General features: G+C 40.8%; 14 protein-coding genes. 7 read left to right on the top strand and 7 right to left on the bottom strand.

Going from position 1 to position 18,263, the window contains the following annotated elements; genetic code table 11:
- Positions 1 to 81 precede the first annotated feature (81 nt).
- Entirely contained in the window at positions 82 to 420 is a 339-nt protein-coding gene (locus PSH50_RS01910; RefSeq protein ID WP_004588110.1) for a Grx4 family monothiol glutaredoxin, read from the top strand.
- 219 nt (positions 421 to 639) lie between these two features.
- On the opposite strand, the gene PSH50_RS01905 is transcribed toward PSH50_RS01910, so the two are convergent.
- A complete protein-coding gene (locus PSH50_RS01905; protein WP_029774348.1) occupies positions 640 to 831 on the bottom strand; it encodes a hypothetical protein in 192 nt (63 codons plus the stop codon).
- A gap of 436 nt (positions 832 to 1,267) precedes the next feature.
- On the opposite strand from PSH50_RS01905, the gene gltB reads away from it, so the two are divergent.
- The 3 genes from gltB to PSH50_RS01890 all read left to right on the top strand — a co-directional run bounded on the left by gltB (position 1,268) and on the right by PSH50_RS01890 (position 8,388).
- Complete coding sequence (gene gltB / locus PSH50_RS01900) at positions 1,268 to 5,725, top strand: glutamate synthase large subunit (protein ID WP_055255017.1); 4,458 nt, start codon at positions 1,268 to 1,270, stop codon at positions 5,723 to 5,725.
- A 9-nt stretch (positions 5,726 to 5,734) separates the two neighbouring features.
- Positions 5,735 to 7,150, top strand: a complete 1,416-nt coding sequence (locus tag PSH50_RS01895) for an FAD-dependent oxidoreductase (RefSeq protein WP_004588108.1) — start codon at positions 5,735 to 5,737, stop codon at positions 7,148 to 7,150.
- Positions 7,151 to 7,368: 218 nt separating this feature from the next.
- On the top strand, positions 7,369 to 8,388 hold the full coding sequence (locus tag PSH50_RS01890) for a GGDEF domain-containing protein (protein WP_273609231.1): 1,020 nt from the start codon (positions 7,369 to 7,371) through the stop codon (positions 8,386 to 8,388).
- 361 nt (positions 8,389 to 8,749) lie between these two features.
- Here the strand turns inward: PSH50_RS01890 and recN are convergent, their stop codons facing one another.
- The 3 genes from recN to nadK all read right to left on the bottom strand — a co-directional run bounded on the left by recN (position 8,750) and on the right by nadK (position 12,025).
- On the bottom strand, positions 8,750 to 10,423 hold the full coding sequence (recN, locus tag PSH50_RS01885) for a DNA repair protein RecN (protein ID WP_024033375.1): 1,674 nt from the start codon (positions 10,421 to 10,423) through the stop codon (positions 8,750 to 8,752).
- Positions 10,424 to 10,498: 75 nt separating this feature from the next.
- Positions 10,499 to 11,065, bottom strand: a complete 567-nt coding sequence (locus PSH50_RS01880) for a hypothetical protein (protein WP_273609230.1) — start codon at positions 11,063 to 11,065, stop codon at positions 10,499 to 10,501.
- Positions 11,066 to 11,140: 75 nt separating this feature from the next.
- Positions 11,141 to 12,025: an NAD(+) kinase gene (nadK, locus tag PSH50_RS01875; RefSeq protein ID WP_004588103.1), complete on the bottom strand. Its 885-nt coding sequence runs from the start codon at positions 12,023 to 12,025 to the stop codon at positions 11,141 to 11,143.
- A gap of 284 nt (positions 12,026 to 12,309) precedes the next feature.
- Between nadK and PSH50_RS01870 the strand changes: the two genes are divergently transcribed.
- Together PSH50_RS01870 and grpE are read left to right on the top strand one after the other, a co-directional pair.
- Positions 12,310 to 13,275 (top strand): HrcA family transcriptional regulator, encoded by a 966-nt coding sequence (locus PSH50_RS01870; protein WP_031289855.1) that lies wholly within the window; start codon positions 12,310 to 12,312, stop codon positions 13,273 to 13,275.
- 58 nt (positions 13,276 to 13,333) lie between these two features.
- Entirely contained in the window at positions 13,334 to 13,948 is a 615-nt protein-coding gene (gene grpE / locus PSH50_RS01865) for a nucleotide exchange factor GrpE (protein WP_054983111.1), read from the top strand.
- Positions 13,949 to 13,976: 28 nt separating this feature from the next.
- Here the strand turns inward: grpE and PSH50_RS01860 are convergent, their stop codons facing one another.
- Positions 13,977 to 15,176: a Bcr/CflA family multidrug efflux MFS transporter gene (locus PSH50_RS01860; protein WP_024033378.1), complete on the bottom strand. Its 1,200-nt coding sequence runs from the start codon at positions 15,174 to 15,176 to the stop codon at positions 13,977 to 13,979.
- Between the two features lie 194 nt (positions 15,177 to 15,370).
- Here PSH50_RS01860 and PSH50_RS01855 point away from each other — a divergent pair, with 194 nt between their 5' ends.
- Positions 15,371 to 16,168, top strand: coding sequence for a M48 family metallopeptidase (locus tag PSH50_RS01855; protein WP_024033379.1), 798 nt, complete (start codon positions 15,371 to 15,373; stop codon positions 16,166 to 16,168).
- Positions 16,169 to 16,239: 71 nt separating this feature from the next.
- Here PSH50_RS01855 and PSH50_RS01850 read toward each other — a convergent pair whose 3' ends face one another.
- Positions 16,240 to 17,253, bottom strand: coding sequence for an alpha/beta fold hydrolase (locus tag PSH50_RS01850; RefSeq protein WP_273609229.1), 1,014 nt, complete (start codon positions 17,251 to 17,253; stop codon positions 16,240 to 16,242).
- Between the two features lie 162 nt (positions 17,254 to 17,415).
- Complete coding sequence (locus tag PSH50_RS01845) at positions 17,416 to 18,204, bottom strand: nucleoside-binding protein (protein ID WP_096739431.1); 789 nt, start codon at positions 18,202 to 18,204, stop codon at positions 17,416 to 17,418.
- Between the last annotated feature and the right edge of the window lie 59 nt (positions 18,205 to 18,263).

Genomic DNA, 18,263 nt, shown 5'->3' with positions numbered 1-18,263 from the left:
TTTTAAGTTATATATCTGTGGCCACAATGATTTATTTTCAAGCCCTAGGTATATCAAGCTATCGTCATTTTGAGGTTGTAGATGGAAACCATTGATAAAATTAAACAGCAGATTTCAGAAAACCCAATTATCCTTTACATGAAAGGGTCGCCTAAATTACCAAATTGTGGTTTTTCTTCACAAGCGTCACAAGCTCTAATGTCATGTGGCGAACCATTTGCCTATGTTGATATTTTACTTAATCCAGATATTCGCGCTGAGTTACCAGCATACGCAAATTGGCCTACTTTCCCACAGCTTTGGGTTGAGGGCGAATTAGTAGGTGGTTGTGACATTATCATTGAAATGTTTCAACGTGGTGAATTACAGCCACTGATCACTGAAACTGCAGCTAAGTATAAAGAAGCTGACGCAGAGTAATTGCTACTTTGCTAGATTATTAAAGCCACGTTTTACGTGGCTTTTTTGTGCCTATATATAACTTTCTTACGTCTTAATATCTTGGTCAGCCCATCAGTGGGTGATTATAACCATTAATTTGTGCTCAATAGTTAGCAAACTCAGCCCTTGCTCCTTGTTTAGGTGCACCTAGTCAGGATAAGTAAGCAACAAAGCTACTTATATAAGCGCGAATTTTAATTAAAATATGAGTTTTATATCAATGCGTAATAAGACGTAATCATTTTGCGGGGCTAAACGTGTAGCTATTTTCGCTAAAAAATTTTCTTTAGAACAACTAAATAGCGAGTTTTTTGCCCAGCTATCAACACGTTTTTCCAGCCTTACAATAGTTCGCTCAATCAAGCGAATTGGTAATAAATAAAAATTCACTACATCTGCACTAAAAACGACACAACAATTAATAACTATACTAATGAACGCTAGAAAAGCGTGATCCTAAACCTCTAATTTATTTAAAACGCATTAAACTATCTAAATGTTAACTGAACCTGTGGGAAATTAGTGAATATTTATTCATTGGTTTGGTTCTTTACGTTTACGTAAAGGGTATTGCTTTAACGCCTTTGTTTTTACAAAATGTTAAAATTGACACCAGTGTCATGAAAAAATAACGCGCAAATAAGCGCTAAATGTTAAAACTTATGGGTGAAAAAGAAATCTTGCCTTGAAGTGAGAAATATTCAAGAATGTGAATATGTATTCAAAATAATATTGACTCTATTTACTATAGAGGCTAGTTTTGTGCGTCTGTTAGCAAATCGTCGAGCAGTTCATTCACGTTAACAGTGCAGCAAGGGAGGGGTCTATGTTATACGACTCAACATTAGAAAAAGATAATTGTGGCTTTGGCTTAATAGCCCAAGTAAATGGTCAAGCTAGTCATCGGCTTATTCGTACAGCTATTACTGGACTTGATCGCATGCAGCACCGCGGTGGTATTTCTGCCGATGGTAAAACAGGTGACGGCTGTGGTTTATTACTACAAAAACCTGACAGTTTTTTCCGTGCTATTGCGAGTGAGCATAATTGGCACTTAGGTAAAAATTACGCCGTAGGCATGGTTTTCTTAAATTCAGATCCCGTTTTAGCACAAGCTGCAAAACAGGTTTTATGTGAAGAATTAGAACAAGAAACACTTAAAATACTCGGTTGGCGTGAAGTGCCTACTGACCCTTCAATGCTAGGGCCAATTGCTACACAGCAATTACCTGGTTTTGAGCAAATTTTTGTTAGTGCGCCTGAAGGTTGGCGCTCTAAAGATTTAGAGCGACGTTTATATGTAGCACGTCGCCGTGCAGAAAAGCGTTTAGCAGAGGATGAGTCGTTTTATATTGCGAGTTTATCGGGGTTAGTGACTATCTATAAAGGCCTTATGATGCCTGCAGATTTGCCTAACTTTTATTTAGACTTAGCTGATATTCGTATGACCAGCGCTATTTGTGTATTCCATCAGCGTTTTTCTACTAATACTCAGCCGCGTTGGCCTTTAGCACAACCATTTAGGTATTTAGCGCATAATGGTGAAATTAATACCATTGAAGGTAACCGCCAATGGGCTCGTGCACGTTCGTATAAGTTTTCATCGCCACTTATTCCTGATTTACAAAGTGCAGCGCCATTTGTAAACGAAACCGGCTCTGACTCTTCAAGCTTAGATAACATGCTGGAGCTGTTTTTAGCGGGTGGCATGGATTTATTCCGTGCTATGCGTATGCTTGTGCCACCTGCATGGCAGAAAAACCGTGCTATGGATGATGACTTACGCGCATTTTACGACTTTAACTCTATGCACATGGAGCCGTGGGATGGCCCTGCGGGCATTGTTATGTCTGATGGGCGTTTTGCAGCCTGTAACCTTGACAGAAATGGCCTGCGTCCAGCGCGCTATGTTATTACCCAAGATGGCTTTATTACACTTGCCTCTGAGGTAGGGATTTGGGATTACACTGCAGATGAAGTGGTTGAAAAAGGCCGTGTAGGACCAGGTGAGCTGTTAGTAATTGATACTAAATTAGGCAAAATTTGGCACTCAGACGAAATCGACCAAGATTTAAAATCGCGTCATCCTTATAAGTCATGGCTTGAAGAAAACGTTAAACGTTTAACCCCGTTTGAAGAGCTTACCGAGCAAGATGCGGGTAATCGCTCATTTGATGACGAAACACTTGTTAAATACCAAAAAATGTTTGGTTACACTAACGAAGAGCTCGATAGTGTTATTCGCGTAATGGGTGAAAACGGCCAAGAAGCAACAGGCTCTATGGGTGATGACACGCCATTTGCAGTACTTAGCGAAGGGCATCGTTCATTGTACGATTACTTCCGCCAAAAGTTTGCACAAGTGACTAACCCGCCAATCGACCCGCTGCGTGAAAACCACGTAATGTCACTGGCAACGTGTATTGGTAGTGAGCAAAACGTATTTAATGAAACCACAGGCCACGCTAAGCGCCTACAGTTTGATACGCCAATTTTAATGTATGCAGACATGCAGCAGCTACTAAATGCCGATGACGAGCATTACAGCTACTGTAAAATTGATATTACATACACAGCAGAGGAAGGTTTAGAAAAAGCGGTTGCACGTATTTGCGACGCTGCACAAGAAAAAGCAGCAGCCGGCTGTGTAATGCTTATTTTATCTGACCGTAACTTTAGCGAAACCCAATTACCAATTCCTGCTGCTATGGCGGTAGGTGCTGTACAAAAACGTTTAGTAGATAATAACTTACGTTGTGAATCTAATATTATTATTGAAACGGGTAGCGTACGCGATGCACACCAATTTGCCGTATTACTTGGTTTTGGTGCAACCGCAATTTACCCATACCTTGCATACGAGTCACTGGTTGCGATGAGCGACAGTAAAGTGATTGATAAATCGTACTGCGAAGTGACGCTTTCGTACCGAAAAGCCATTAATAAAGGCTTGTACAAAATTATGTCTAAGATGGGTATAAGCACAATTGCATCGTACCGTTGTTCAATGCTTTTTGAAGCGGTTGGTCTATCTGATGCTATGGTAGACATGTGCTTTAAAGGTGTGGCAAGTCGTATTAAAGGCGCCTGTTTTAGCGATTTTGATATTGATCAGCAAAAGCTACATAAACTTGCTTTTAGTAAACGTAAATTATTGAGCCATGGTGGTTTATTAAAATACGTTCACGGTGGTGAATACCACGCTTACAACCCAGATGTTATTCAAACGCTACAAAAGGCCGTACGTTCAGGCGATTATAAAGACTACGCAGCCTATGCTGATTTAGTTAATAACCGTCCTATTGCAACGCTGCGCGATATGTTAGCGCTTAAATTACCGGAAAAAGGCATTAGCATTGATGATGTTGAGCCGGCTGAATTTTTATACCAGCGCTTTGACTCTGCAGCTATGAGTATTGGTGCACTTTCGCCAGAGGCGCATGAAGCGCTTGCCATTGCAATGAACCGCTTAGGCGGGTGTTCAAATTCAGGTGAAGGTGGCGAAGATAAGCTGCGCTACAACACCGAGAAAAACTCACGTATTAAACAAGTTGCCTCGGGTCGTTTTGGTGTAACGCCGCACTACCTTCGTAATGCGGATGTAATTCAAATTAAAGTGGCGCAGGGTGCTAAACCAGGCGAAGGCGGACAACTACCAGGCGAAAAAGTAACGCCGTATATTGCAAAACTTCGTTATTCGGTACCCGGTGTAACATTAATTTCACCACCACCGCATCACGATATTTACTCAATTGAAGATTTAGCCCAGCTAATATTTGATTTAAAACAAGTAAACCCAGAAGCGATGATATCGGTGAAGTTAGTATCTGAGCCGGGTGTAGGCACAATTGCCACAGGTGTAGCTAAAGCGTACGCCGACTTAATTACTATCTCAGGTTACGATGGTGGTACTGGGGCAAGCCCATTAACGTCAGTTAAATACGCGGGTAGCCCGTGGGAGCTTGGCCTTGCAGAAACCCAGCAAGCGCTTGTTGAAAATGGTCTTCGTCACCGTATTCGCCTGCAAACAGATGGTGGTTTAAAAACAGGTTTAGATATCATTAAAGCCGCTATTTTAGGTGCAGAGAGCTTTGGCTTTGGTACGGGCCCAATGGTGGCGCTAGGTTGTAAATACTTACGTATTTGTCATTTAAATAACTGTGCGACCGGTGTTGCAACGCAAGATGAAACACTTCGTCAAAAGCATTACCACGGCTTACCAGAAATGGCGATGAACTACTTTAAGTTTATAGCCCAAGAAGCACGTGAAATTATGGCAAGCTTAGGTATTGCTAATCTAACTGACTTAATTGGCCGTTTAGACTTATTAGAAGCGATTGAAGGTAAAACAGCGAAGCAAAAGAAAATAGATTTATCGTCTGTAATTGCTCAGCCAAATAACCCAACGGGCGAAACCTTATTTTGTAGCGCACCAAATAGCTCGCACTATTTAGGTGAACTTAACGAAACGTTACTAGGTAAAGCACAACAAGCGATTGATACCTCATCGGGTATTTCGCTCGTGAGTCGCATATGCAATACAGACCGTTCAGTGGGCGCAATGCTGTCGGGTTACATAGCCTCTAAGCACGGCAATCAAGGTATGGCTGCAGATCCAGTATCTATTGAGCTACATGGTACAGCAGGGCAATCATTTGGTGTTTGGAATGCCGGTGGCCTTGAAATGACCCTTATTGGCGATGCAAACGACTACGTGGGTAAAGGCATGGCAGGCGGTAAGCTTGTTATACGTCCACCACTGGGATCATCGTTTGAAAGTCATAAAGCGACCATTGCAGGTAACACATGTTTGTACGGTGCTACGGGTGGTAAGTTATTTGCCGCAGGCTGTGCTGGTGAGCGTTTTGCAGTGCGTAACTCTGGCGTGCAAGCCGTTGTTGAAGGCGTAGGTGATAACGGCTGTGAATACATGACTGGCGGCGTTGTATGTGTGCTAGGTAATGTAGGCGTTAACTTTGGTGCGGGTATGACAGGTGGTTTTGCTTATATTTTAGATGAGCGAAGTGACTTTGAAAAACGCATTAATCCAGAGCTTGTAGAAGTAGTAACACTTGATGATTTAAGTTCGCACCAAGAGCATTTGCGTGGCCTAATTGCCGAGCATTTAGAACTTACGGGTTCGTGTCGAGCAGAAACCATTTTAGCTAATTTTGAACTGTACTTACCTATGTTCAAACTAGTTAAACCAAAATCAAGTGATGTAAAAAGTTTACTCGGGCACCGTGCTCGCAGTAGCGCAGAACTTCGTGTTCAAGCGCAATAAGGGGGCAGTATGAGCGAAAATGTATATCAATTTATAGACGTGCAGCGTGTTGATCCGCGCAAAAAACCAATCTCGTCGCGTAAAAAATCTTTCGTGGAAATTTACGAACCCTTTTCTGAGAATCAGGTAAATTCACAAGCTGACCGTTGTTTAGACTGTGGTAACCCTTACTGTGAATGGAAATGCCCAGTGCATAACTACATTCCACAATGGTTAAAACTAATTAGAACTGGCCGTATTTTAGAAGCGGCTGAGCTTTCTCATCGTACAAACAGTTTACCTGAAGTGTGTGGACGCGTTTGTCCACAAGACAGACTGTGTGAAGGTTCATGTACGCTTGATGAAGAGTTTGGCGCAGTAACGATAGGTAATATTGAAAAATACATTACCGATACCGCATTTAAAATGGGCTGGAAACCAGACATGTCATACGTGACATGGACGGATAAAAAAGTGGCTATTATTGGTGCGGGTCCGGCTGGTTTAGGGTGTGCAGATATTTTAGTACGTAATGGTGTAAAGCCAGTGGTTTTTGACCGTCACCCAGAAATTGGCGGATTACTTACTTTTGGTATCCCTTCTTTTAAACTTGAAAAAGAAGTAATGCAAAAGCGCCGTGAAATTTTCACCGAAATGGGTGTGGAATTTAAGCTAAACGTTGAAGTGGGTGTAGATATCACTATGGACGAAATTTTAGCTGACTACGACGCGGTATTTTTAGGTGTAGGTACGTATCAGAGTATGCGTGCTGGTCTTGAAAACGAAGACGCGCCAGGCGTACACGACGCACTGCCATTTTTAATTGGTAACACAAATCGCGTTATGGGTTACGATGAAAAAAACCAAGCGTGCATTGATATGGCCAATCAAAAGGTTGTGGTACTTGGCGGTGGTGATACCGCGATGGACTGTGTGCGAACGTCTATTCGCCAAAATGCAGCTAAAGTAACTTGTGCTTATCGTCGTGATGAAGAAAATATGCCTGGCTCTAAGCGTGAAGTTAAAAACGCTAAAGAAGAAGGTGTAAACTTTACCTTTAATGTACAGCCAACGGGTATTGTACTTGATGATAATGGTCATGTTGCAGGCGTTAAAATGGTTAAAACACAACTGGGTGAGCCTGATGAAAACGGCCGTAGCCGAGCAGAAGTTGTACCAGGCTCTGAGCACGTACTTGAGGCAGACCAGGTTATTATGGCGTTTGGCTTTAAACCACACAAAATGGACTGGTTAGAAAAGTATGATGTAGAAATTAACCACTGGGGCGGCATTAACGCACCAGAGCAAGGTGAATTTACTCATCAAACAACTAATCCGAAAATATTTGCAGGTGGCGATATAGTGCGAGGCTCTGATTTAGTGGTAACGGCTATTTTTGAAGGGCGTAACGCTGCTGAAGGTATTATGGATTATTTAGAGGTTTAATTATCTCGTTAAGTTTTAAATATAATAAAGGCAAGCCAACTGGCTTGCTTTTTTTTGCTTTTTTTCAAATGAAAAAGTATTAAAAAATTGTCATTAACCAATAATTAACGTGTAAATCTTGCTTAAAGTACTATTTCAGTACAAACTTGCTGCTAACTTCTTTTTTAAATCCTCGGAAAATGAGCTTTTAAAGCTCGCTTGCAAATAAAAATAATAATATGAATGCATACTCAGACAACAGAGAAAGAAAGCTAATTGTTCGCTTTTTTTCGACCATCGGATTTATAGCTACCTTCGCTATGGCGTGTAATGCATTGTCTAGTGCTGATGTAGTGCTTGGTATTATGCTGCTAGTTTCAGCTGGTTTTTATGCGTGGGCTTTTAGCCTTTACCGCGCAGTCGAAAAATCAGCGACCACCATTTTATATAACCTTTATTGTTTAATGCTGTATTTAGTGATCTCGGGCGGAGCTGAAGGTACTGGGCCAATTTGGATATTTATTGTATCACCGGTGACTTACTCTATCAGAGGCCTTAAAAAAGGAACATTTGATATAGTTGCTTTTTTATTTGCCGTGATCGCCGGCTTTATTATTACAGATAACTTTAATATTTATGATTATCAGCCTGAAGCACTTCCACTAAGGGTGGTCATTTCTTTTATTATTGTTGCTTTATTAAGTGGTTTTTATGAACGCTCACGCGAAAAATACAATGAAAAAATAGTCGCGCTGAGTCAAAAAAATGAGCGCCTTGCCACAATAGATCACTTAACTGATTTACCTAACAGACGTTTTATGATGAAAGAACTTGCTGAGCTTAAACATCTTCATAAAAAAAATAAGCAGCCGTATGTAATTTTGCTAGCTGATGTTGATAATTTCAAAAACATTAATGATAACTACGGCCACGACTTTGGTGATGAAGCGTTAACCCAACTTGCCAATATTTTAAAAAAGAGCATGCCAAAGCAAGGTATTGCTTCTCGGTGGGGCGGTGAAGAGTTTTTAATTGCACTACCAAACAGCGACAAAGATCAGGGGCAAAGTATTGCAGAAAAAATTCATGCAGAATTACAAAAAAATCCAGTGCGCATGAGTGGGAAATCGGTGGTATTAACTATAAGTATGGGGCTTGTGCAAAGCCAGCTAGATACAACCATAGCCCAAGACATAAAGCTTGCCGACGAGCGATTATACAAAGCAAAAGAGCAAGGTAAAAATAGAACTTGCTCTTAACGCTTGTGTTAGTTAATCCATAGAAAAACTATCAAGGTTGGGGCGGCTTTTACTTTTTCGCCGCTGTAAACTTAAATAGCACATTGCACAGCACAGTATCTGTGCTAATAAAAGTAACCATTGATTATTAGCCACTATGTTGCCAATAATAAACCACTGCCAAACACTCACCGTTACTTGATAAACCAATATAAGTTTTAAAAAGCTAAAGAGTTTTAGCTTAAATTCTGCGTGCTTAAACTTACTAAACCCGATAAGTAAAAAGCTTAAAACGACAAGTAGCCACCCAGTAACATGGCAAAAATTTATCAGCATGCTTTGCATTTAAAACGTCTCTCCACTGTTGTAGCAAAAGTATAACTTAGGCGTGCGCCATAATAAGCTCTTTAGCATTTGCTTTAGCGGTTTTACTTATATTATCGCCGCCAAGTAAGCGTGCAATTTCATTAATACGGCCGTCTTTATTTAGGCTGAGCATTTGAGTAAAGGTCTCGCCTTGTGCTATTTCTTTTGCTACAAAAAACTGCTGATGCGCACTACTTGCAACTTGGGGTAAATGGGTTACACAAATAACCTGTGTTGATTTTCCTAGTTGGCGTAGTAACTTCCCTACAGAGGAGGCGGTAGGACCTGATATACCTACATCCACTTCGTCAAAAATAAGCGTTGGCGTTGTCACTTTTTGGGCAATGATCACCTGTATGGCAAGGCTAATACGCGACAGCTCACCACCCGAGGCAACTTTAGCTAAAGGTTGTAATGGCTGCCCAGGATTAGTAGAGACCAAAAACGAGACGCTATCAAAACCTAATGCATTGGGTTGGCGCTCAGCTTCTTGGGTAAGCTGAATTTCAAAGACCCCATTTTCCATTGATAAATTAGCCATGCTTTCACTAATTAATTGATTTAATGTATTAGCATATTTATGGCGACTTTCGCTTAGCTGATCACTGGCGTGCTGGTATGCACTTAGCGCATTAGTTATTTCATCGTCTAATTGCGCCAAACGTGAGCTATTGTTACTAATTGATTCTAGCTCTTGTGTTAAACCTTGATGAAACTCAACCAGCTCTTGAGGCTTTATATGATGCTTACGGGCTAAGTCCATTGCGCCACTTAAGCGCGCTTCTACTTCTGTTAATCGAGCAGGGTCTAAGTCGGCTTGCTCTGCGTAGTTTCTTACTTCTCTGCTTGCTTCTTCAACTTGCACTGCGGCTTCATCTAATAATGCAGCTACACTTGCTAAGCTTTCGTCATAATTTGCAAGCTCGGCAAATTGCTGAGCGCTGTGTTGCAGCATTGAACAGGCATTTTGCTCATCACTTTCGTATAAATGTTGAAGTTCGCGCTGGCAGGCTTCTAAAATGGTTTGGCTATTACTTAGCTTGTAATGTTCGGCTTCTATTTGTTCAAACTCGCCGTCTTGTAAGGCAAACTCATCTAATTCGGCAACTTGGTATTCGAGTAATTGTTTTTGAGCGGCTTGTTGTAATTGCTGTTGCTCAAGCTGTTTAAATTCTTTTTGCAGGTTTGCATATAATTTAAAGCTTTGGCTAACCGCTTTTACAAGCTGGTTGTGGCCTGCGTAGGCGTCAAGCAGTTGCAGCTGGTGTTCAGCTTTTAAAAGGTGTTGATGAGCGTGCTGTCCGTGTATAGAAATTAAATACTGTCCCAGCTCTTTAAGTTGAGCTGCTGTAACAGCGCTGCCATTTATATAGCTTTTGCTGCGGCCATTTTTACAAACAACGCGTCTAAGTAGGCATTCGTTGTCGTTACTCGTTAGCATGTGTTGTTCTAAAAATGCTTTAGCAAGAGGAAGGGCAGTTAAATCAAATTGTGCGCACACTTCTGCTTTATCTGTGCCAGGGCGAACCGCCGACGCTTCAGCGCGCTCGCCTAAACACAGTGAAAGTGCATCAATGGCAATCGATTTACCCGCGCCGGTTTCACCCGTGATCGCCGTCATGCCGTTATGCCACTCAGTGCTTAAGTTACTTACAATTGCAAAATTTTTAATTTCTAAACCAATTAACATACTGTTCATCCATCCAGTGAATTAACTGTTAATTTATACAGTGTTTAGGTTTTTTGCAAATTAATTTTTTACTTTTTAAGCAACGCTCGCATTTTGAGAAAACTGACTATCAGAGTCAGTACTTGCATCAGAAGGGGTTTCGTCAGTATTTTCAAGGCTTTCGCTTGGGTTTACAGGTGTGTCAGTTTTAATTTGTACAATCAATGAGGGTAAAATTTCGTGATAAAACGCTTTATTATATAGTATGCCTTGTTGGGGTAACTCACTCACAAAGTACTGTATATTATCTTGTAGCGCTTGGGCGTTTTCATTTTGCAGTGCTTTTTGAAACTCTATCGAAAGCGTGCTCACTAAGCTGTCGCTAATATCTTCTAAATGTTGCAGGTTTTCATCAGTATGGGGCTGAACCACAAAAAAATTGGTCACAATTGCCTGTATTTGCGCTACATACTTAGGTCTTATTATTTTAGCTTCTAATAAGCTATTAAGCTTGGCTTTTAGGCGAGTGCTTACTTGGGCAACACGTTCGTTAAATTGTTTTTTCTTGATTTCTAATGCTTTTTTTCTATTGTTTTCAATTCTAATATAAACGCCAAGCAATGTGATAAGTAGTAACAAAGCAAAGATAACAACGTAAGTCATTGCTAGATATTCCTAGTTTGATTAATTTTTATTTGTCTTGTATTTTGCGCTAAAGCACTACGCTTGGCAATAAAATTAGTATAAACGGCTGCCCCAATTAAGTTTAGTACGTAAAACGTTGTAGTAAGAGTAGTTTTTTGGGTGAATTAAGCGCAGTTTTCTGTCGGCTTTTTTAATAACCACTTCATCGCCGGGTAAAACGGCAAGCACTACATGGCTGTCGCAACTGACTTGTAAGCTGTCGGTGTTCTCAAGGCTTAACTTTAAGCGTACTTCGTTATCGGCATCAACCACTAAGGGTCTACTTGATAATGTATGCGGAAACATAGGCACTAACGAAATTGCATTAAGCTCAGGTGTTAAAATGGGCCCGCCACCCGATAAAGAATAAGCTGTAGAGCCGGTAGGGGTTGATACAATTAAGCCATCAGAGCGCTGAGAAAACACAAAGTCATTATTAATAAAAGCTTCAAACTCAATCATGTGGGCAACTTTGTCGGCATGTAGCACCGCTTCGTTAACGGCTGAATTCGCACTTTTAAGTTCGTTATGGCGGTATACTTCTACCTCGAGCAAAAAGCGTTTTTCTTCTAAATATTCGCCGCTTAACACTTGCTCTAGGCTTCCTTCAAAGCCCTCTGGGTTTAAGTCGGTTAAAAACCCTAAATTACCTCTGTTTACGCCTATTACAGCTACGTCAAAGCGTGCCAGTACGCGAGCAGCACCAAGCATATTGCCATCACCCCCTACAACAATAGCAAGGTCGGCTTGCTCGCCTAAGCTAACAAGGTCAACTTGATGAGTATCAGGGACATCCGATAACTGCCCACCGGTGCGCTTTTCTACAATCACGGTAAAGCCAAGAGCCGATAAAAAAGTATGTAAACGCTGTAACGTAGCCGCAGCTTTAGGGTGGTTTGGTTTACCTATAAGGCCAATAGTTTTAAACGGTGAGTGCATAACGGCTGCAATAAAAAGTAATAATATTTTTGTAGGGTAACTCAAAACAGAAGTGTTTGAAAACACAGATTTACCAATATGATAATGATTCAATTACGCCTGTATATTGCCAAGCTCACCTAAGAGCTGATTATTGGCTCAACAGATTAAATTACCCCTTTAATTTTTGTATTTAATGCTTAAAAATAGTTGCAGCAGTGTTTTATTGTAATGCATGCAACAACATATTCACTTAAAGCGTGCTTTAGGCTTGAATTTGTTTTAACTGCCCCGATATCTCTTTCATGCAACAAGATGTAGATAACATGAATATAAACCCGCGAGATCAACAAATTTTTTCAGCAGTGATGAGCCTTTATTGTAATGGTGAAGGGTTACCCGTTCCATCAACAAAAATAGCGAAGCAAAAAGGCATGGCGGTTTGTTCTGCCACGGTACGAAATGCTATGGCGCGACTTGAAAAAGTAGGCTTGTTATATTCCCCTCATACATCGGCAGGGCGTGTGCCTACAAACCAAGGATTTGATTATTGGTTTGATGAGTTTTTTCCGTTAGCTGAAATAGCTAATTACTGGCAGCCAAAACAAGCACAACTTGTGGAGCTGGCCCATGGATTAAGTAAAAAGTATCAAGTATGTTGTTGTGTAGGCTTACCCCAAGCAAGCTCACAACAAGTGTTTAGAGTAGAAGTGCTTGAGTTTGATTCTAACGATTGGCTTGTACTGCTAATAGATAGAGCAGGGCAAAGCCACAATATTTGTATCAACAAACCTGATGATTCCTCAGATGCCGTGCGTTATCAATTTGCAACTTGGTTAAACACAGTATTTAGCCAACAAACCTTAATGGAAGGTTTGTACAGAATGCAAGCAATGGCAAACACCGCACCGCGTAATTGCCATGACTCACTGACACAGTGGACGCGCCAGCTTAGTCATAAGCTTGGATCAGATAACAGTATTGTAGTAGGCGAAAACTATTTATATAAAAAGGTCGATTGCGAGCAAAGCTTAAATATTGGCGTTTCATTTTTAAATTTTGTCGAAGATAAACTCGCATTTAAAAACGGGGTATCAGTTTTAAACACTGAAAACTTACCGTTTACAGAGTGTAATGAGCTGATAGTAATTAGTGTGCCGTACTTTCAAAATCAAGAGTATCAAAGCCGCTTTTGCGTAATTTGCCCTAAATCGGCGCAAATTGAACAATTAATCCAAGAATTTAAATTATTAGAGCCATCTAACTCTTGAATCTTTTTATTCAATCCCCATAATTACCGCAGTTGTAAAGAATTGGAGCACGTATTTTATGTCTGAGCAGACACAAAACCCAGAGCAAGAAGTAGAACTAAACGAAGAAGTAGCTCAAATGGAAGCTGATGTTGAAGCAGCAGTAGAAGCCGCAGAGCAACACGAAGCAGACCAAGAGCAAAGCCCTGAAGCTGAAATTGCAATGCTATACGCAGAGCTTGAAACCGCAAAGCAAACCATTGCGGATCAAAAAGACAGCGTTGTACGCGCCGCCGCAGATGTAGATAACATTCGTCGTCGTGCTGCACAAGATGTAGAAAAAGCACATAAATTTGCACTGGAAAAGTTTGCTAACGAATTACTTCCAGTAATCGATAACCTAGAGCGCGCTATTGAGTTTTCTGATAAAGAAAACGAAACCTTAAAGCCATTGCTAGAAGGTATTGATATGACAGTTAAAAGCTTTAACGATGCGGTTGCAAAGTTTGGCGTTGAAATTGTTAACCCACAAGGTGAGCAATTCAATCCAGAATTCCACCAAGCAATGTCTATCCAACCAAGTAACGATGTTTCACCAAACACGGTACTTGCAGTAATGCAAAAAGGATACACATTAAATGGTCGTTTATTACGCCCTGCAATGGTTATGGTATCTAAAGCAGCAGACGCTTAATTAGTCACTGTTTATAAAAAATGCCTCATTATGAGGCATTTTTTTTGTCTATTTTATAGTGGATTAACTGCACCAGCATAGTTAATAGCACGGCGCTAAACATTAAGCTTGAAAACGGTACAGCACTTTTTGCATGCACCACAGCAAGCAATGGGCCAACGAGCGCGCCACTGCCAAAGCGCAGCGTTCCAATAACAGCGGTGGCGGTACCGGTGTTTTTTTCAAACTTCATTAATATTAATGAATCAGCATTGCTTGCTGTTACCCCTAGGCTCATCATTAAAGGCGCAATGGCCGCTACAATGTAATATAAAGAAAGCTGCAACAAGCTAAACGTAAGCAGTGCCAGCCCAGAGGCAAAGCCACATACAAGCCCTATGTACAGCATTTTTCGAGAGCCAATTCTTGGTACAATTCGGGTATTTAAAAAGTTACCACACATAAGTGCCATGACATTAAATGCGAATAAAATACCAAATAATTGCTCAGACACATTATATAAATCTAGGTATACAAAAGGCACTGAGGTTAAAAAGCAAAAAAAGCCAAACGAGACAAACATAGAGCTTAATATGTCTGCACGTGCATCTTTATTACTAAGTACCGTTTTATAGCTGTCGAAAAACAAGGCTAGGCCTTTTTTCTCATTTTTATGAATGGGGATATCAATTAAATACACTTGTACAAACGCTAAAATTAAAAAGCTATAGGCAGCAAGAACCAAAAATATGGTTGACCATACCGAGAACCCTAAAATAAACGAGCCCACAGAGGGGGCAACTAAAGGCGCTACCATCATAATCATAGATACATACGACATGCCTTTAGCGGTGTTTTTTTGATAAATATGCCTAATTACGCCAGGCACAACCACCGTAGCTGCCGCGCCGGTGAATGCTTGCACGGCTCTAAGTACCCAAAAGGTGTGTATTTCGGTGGTAAAAGCCAGCGCAAATGAGCTTGCACCAAATAAGGTTAAGCCAATCCGGGCTAGTTTTCGTCGACCGAGTTGATCGGCAATAGGGCCAAAAAATAACATGCCTAGCGAGTAGCCAGCCAAATAAATACTTAGCGAAATTTGTACATTTGGCATAGTGGTTTGTAAATCGTTCGCAATAACCAACATGGCCGGTAAGTACATGTCTATAGCCAGCGGCGTAATAGCAACAATACTGGCTAACAAGGGTAACAAAATTCGGGTATTAAAAGACGAGGCCGAGGCGTCCATGTAGTCACTCAACATTCACTAAAAACAAGGCTTATAGTGTAACAGGGCTATGCAAGGGTATAAACTTAGTTTGTCTGGCAAGGTCATTTATTTATTAAAAATAAAAAGCGACGTAATAAGGAGCAAAGATTCTAAACTGGCACTGTGTTTGCTATTCTACAACTAATAAAAATTAAAGACTTGAAGGAAACACCATGAAAAAGCTAGCCCTTGCCTTACTCGCAACCGCAGTTTTAGCCGGCTGTAAAACATCGCCTACGGGGCGTACTCAAATTGCGCTGTATTCAGAGCAACAAATGAGTGAAATGGGCACCGCAAGTTTTGCTCAAATGAAGGAGTCACAGCCAATCAATAAAGATGCAAAAACCAATGCGTATGTAAATTGTATTGCTGAAAAGGTCGTGGCTGTTTTACCAAAAGAATACGCCTCACAAAATTGGGAAGTCGTGGTATTTGAAGATGAGTCGGCAAATGCTTTTGCATTACCTGGTGGCTACATAGGTGTTCATACGGGGTTATTAAAAATAGCCACCAATCAAGATCAGCTTGCAACCGTACTAGGGCACGAAGTGGGCCACGTCATAGCAGAGCATTCAAATGAGCGTGTATCACAAAGCTCAATTTTAGATACTGGTATGCAATTAGGCAGCGCAGCGCTTGAAATGGGCAACGTACAATACCGCAACGAAATTATGCAAGGTTTAGGTTTAGGGGCGCAGTACGGCGTAGTTTTACCGTTTAGCCGTTCACACGAATCAGAGGCCGATACCATTGGCTTAGATTTAATGGCGCAGGCTGGCTTTAACCCACAAGAGTCGGTAACGCTTTGGCAAAATATGAGCGCAGCAGGCAGTGGTAGCACACCTGAGTTTTTATCTACTCACCCTGCACCGAGCAATCGAATTAATAATTTACAAGCACAAATGAGCGAAGCACTTAGCGAGCAAAGTACGGCTAAATCGCAGGGTAAAAACCCGCAATGTACGCTGTAAATTAGTTTTATATAAAAAGCCCCTGTAAGCAGTTTACTTACAGGGGCTTTATTTTATTAAGTATCAAGCTATTAATCACTTAGTGCTTGTTTAAAAACTGCCTTAAATCGCTCAAAATCTTCTACTTGCGGTAAATGACCTAAATTATCAAGTTCAAACAGTTGCGCATCAGGAATGAGCGCAGCAGCGTGTTTTCCTAATTTGTCGTAACGCCCCAGCTGATAATCTATCCCGTCTTTTTTCCAGTTTCGGCCAGGGCCTGTTCTGTCACGCGTACCAATAATTAATTTAACGGGCACGGTTAAGTCTTTAAATTCAGTGATCACCGGTTGGGTAAAAATCATATCGTAGGTTTTAGCGTTAACCCAAGCAATTTGCTCTTTATCTGGGCCTTGTATTTGCCCTGTAATAAAGTCGGTTAATGCTGAATACTGAGCATTCCATTGGCCATCGTAATAGTTTTTTTGCTGGTATTTTTTAACACCTTCGGGCGTTTTGTTAAGCTCATTTTTATAAAAAAAGTTGGTGTCTTTGTATTTTACATAGTGTAAGTAGTTTTCAAGCCCTATTGGATTAAGCAAAATCAGTTTAGTGGTTGTATCTGGGTACATTAATGCAAAACGGCTCGCTAGCATTCCCCCCATAGAGTGGCCAACAACAATCGACTTTTCAAGATTTAGCGAGTCCATTAATGCATGTGTATGATGCGCAAGCGCCGCAAATGAATATTGATAGTTAGTGGGCTTTGAAGACTTACCAAAACCAATTTGATCGGGGATCAGCACCCCAAATCCAAGCGACTGTAAGTAACGGGCTGTGGGGCTCCAGTAGTCGGCATTAAAGTTTTTACCGTGCATTAGCGTCACTGTTGGCATATTTTTTTGCGTGGGTTTTAAATAAATATACGCCATTTTTAGCGATTGCTTTTGTGATGCAATATCAAAATAATTTACTTTAAAATCATACTGGTAATTTGTTAAAAGTGCATCGTAAGAGAGGGTTTTAGAGGGTTCTGTACTACTGGAAAATGCATTATTAGTAAAGGCTAATAATGCAGACAAACAAATAACTTTAATCGCTGGCATTTCCTTACTCCTATTAAAGGCAAGCACACGGCTTTAATTAAAGTAAGACAATAACTAAGTATTAAAGGCTGTTCAATTAAATAGTTTTCATGGCAAAAAAAAGAGCACTGTTTAAGTGCTCCGTTTAAAAGTAATGTTGACTCTATTTTACACTGTCTGGGCTTAAAAAGTCCACTCAACATGTATTTGTGGAACCGATTCAGTGACCTCAGTGCCTAGCTTGTTATGCCAGTATTGCAGTTCCATACCCAGTAATAGGGTGTTTTCTTTCATTTCTAACGCGTGGCCCATATCCCATACTAAAATAGGCTGTGCAAGTATCCACGCTTCTACGTCGTTACCAAATTCATCTTCGCGCTCTGCAATGTACTCAGCGTGTCCTTTAAAGCTAAATTTTTGCGAGCCTACGGTAAACGGGTATTCAAAGGCTACATCAAACATCCAGCTATTAGTTTCAATAGGGGCACCGCCTTTTGCTACGCCTTCACTGTCATCAATATAGGCAGTGACAAGTGTTTGAAAAAAGTTGAACCCAGGTACATCCCAGCTTAATTTAACACCCGGTAGGTATTTCATCATTTTGGCATCGCCGGCAACGTTAATTCCGCCAGTAAGGCCTACATCTAATAATGCACCAGCGCCAATTTTCTCACCGCTAATAGCCGATAAGCTTAGCGTTGAATACCATTCGCCGTAAAAGTCGCTATCTTGGTAGCCGTCGGTTGTATCGTCTTTGCTGTAATCAATAAAGAAAAAGTTATCACCGTAATCATAGCCCGACGCATGTTGCAGCGAGTAAACAGTAGTGTCTGATTCTTGCTTGGTAAATGGGTTTTTTTGGTCGCCATTATTAACATGTAATGCGGTACTGCTCCAATTAGCAGCAAGGGCAGAAGATGATAAAGCGATTGACGTAAGGGTAACGAGGGGAAGTATTTTTTTAAATTTCATAATCTGTATTTAACTATAATTTTAGTGACACGCGAAAGCGCGCATTATAGCACAAGGTA

Source organism: Pseudoalteromonas sp. Angola-7 (assembly GCF_028599255.1).
GTDB lineage: Bacteria > Pseudomonadota > Gammaproteobacteria > Enterobacterales > Alteromonadaceae > Pseudoalteromonas > Pseudoalteromonas atlantica.
The sequence above is the reverse complement of the archived record's forward strand: the minus strand, read 5'-3'. Positions and strand labels throughout refer to the sequence as shown.